This window comes from Streptococcus infantis (assembly GCF_047464615.1).
In the GTDB taxonomy this organism is placed as follows: Bacteria; Bacillota; Bacilli; order Lactobacillales; family Streptococcaceae; genus Streptococcus; species Streptococcus infantis_Y.
The window spans coordinates 1-789 of sequence record NZ_JASHBO010000042.1; the positions used below are offsets into that span (position 1 = coordinate 1).

General features: G+C 39.8%; 1 protein-coding gene. It reads right to left on the reverse strand.

Annotation, left to right across the window (positions count from 1 at the left end; all coding sequences use genetic code 11):
• The coding region (locus QM450_RS10575) for a transposase (protein ID WP_414320561.1) at positions 1 to 789 on the reverse strand (789 nt) is incomplete at both ends.

Here is a 789-nt window from a genome sequence, read left to right on the forward strand (position 1 = left end):
TTTTGGACTTTCCTTTCTCTCTAGTGTATCTCAAATTATGGTATTCCTTAGCCGTCCCAAAGAGTCGTTCAATTGTTTCTTTGCGCTTCTTATAGAGCTCTTTCATTTCTCTTTGGTGACGAATCTCCTCACAAAATTCAAGGGCATCTTTCCAGACATGTCTCGTTACTACTTTTTGATGATTTTGGCTTTGGGTACAAACGGATAATAAAGGACAGGCAACACATACTTTGGGATTACTCTTATACTCACGGTAGCCTTCTCGAGTGGTAGTGCGATAGCTTAATACTTGATTCTCTGGACAAATATAAGAGTCATGACTTGCATCATAAACAAAATTACTAGGTCTTAAGTTCCCCTTTACTCCCTTTGGACGAGTATAAGGAAAGACAGGGATGATATTACGTTCTAATAAATAATGGGCAATAGTTGGGGTCTTGTAGCCTGAATCCGCAATAATATAGCGTGGAGAGAAAGGTTCTAACTTTGAAAATAGGGCAGGGAAAGGCTGGCTATCATGAACATTTCCTGCTTCAACCGTATAAGCTAAGGCCCAACCATGCTTATCGCAAGCAACTTGAGCAGAATAGGCAAATACTTCCTTGTGTTCGCCCTTATGGAACCAACCACACTCGGGATCCGTTGTTGAGATTTTCTTTTCCTTAGCCTCACTTTCTTTTGCGGGCTTTAAGGACTTTTTTTCGTGTTTTTTCCTATCTAAATCAATCTCAACTGCCAATTGTTCACTCATAAATTTAGCTTGTTGGTCTACCATTTCCTTACGATACT